The 837-nt window shown below is 57.3% G+C and carries 1 protein-coding gene; it reads left to right on the top strand.

Annotated elements, in window-relative coordinates:
- Positions 1-39: 39 nt before the first annotated feature.
- Positions 40-837 (top strand): N,N-dimethylformamidase beta subunit family domain-containing protein (locus AC0L3E_RS34560; protein WP_473606905.1); only part of this gene is annotated, 798 nt, incomplete at its 3' end.

Below are 837 nucleotides of genomic sequence, written 5' to 3'. Positions count from 1 at the left end.
CAGTCGCTCATTGCACGCGACCCGCTCGACGAGATGAGCATGGGCAGCCTTCTGGTGTTCGGAGAAGACGATGTCTTCCTCGATGAGAACCCGGAATACGGAAAATCGCTCTACGATCTTCACAGCGATGGAAGCGGCGTTTGCTATTCCTCACGCCTGCGGCCAGTCCTCAACATGTCCCTCAATGCAAAATATTGGTCGTTCGGTGGTGACGGGTACCTGACGGGCTGGCTCGATGCGCTCGGCGTCAGCGCAGACGTCATCACGGACGAAGATCTCCACAACGAAGGAGAAAGCATTCTCGCGCCTTATCAGGTCGTCTTGACTGGTTGCCATCCCGAATACGTGTCTTTGGCGATGTGGGACGCGTTGAAGACCCATCTCGGCCGGGGCGGGCGTCTGATGTATCTCGGCGGCAACGGCTTCTATTGGAGGACAGCGTTTCATCCAACTCTGCCTGGATTGATCGAGGTTCGGCGGGCTGAAGATGGTTCCCGCGCTTGGTCGGCTGAGGCAGGCGAATATTTCATGAGCACGACCGGCGAATATGGCGGGATGTGGCGTCGCCAGGACAGAACGCCCAACCAACTCGTTGGAATTGGCTTTTGCGCGCAAGGCTTCATGTCCGGGTCATATTACCAGTGGTGCCCTGGCAGCACAGATCCGCGCGTCGATTTTGTTTTCGACGGCGTCACTAAAGATTCGAAGTTCGGAGACTATGGCCTGTCGGGCAATGGCGCGGCCGGACAGGAACTGGACCGCTTCGATCCGACCTTGGGATCACCAAGCCATGCTGTCGTGATAGCGACTTCCACCGATCATACCGACAACATGGTG

This window comes from Mesorhizobium sp. WSM4822, assembly GCF_055811155.1.
The sequence above is the reverse complement of the archived record's forward strand: the minus strand, read 5'-3'. Positions and strand labels throughout refer to the sequence as shown.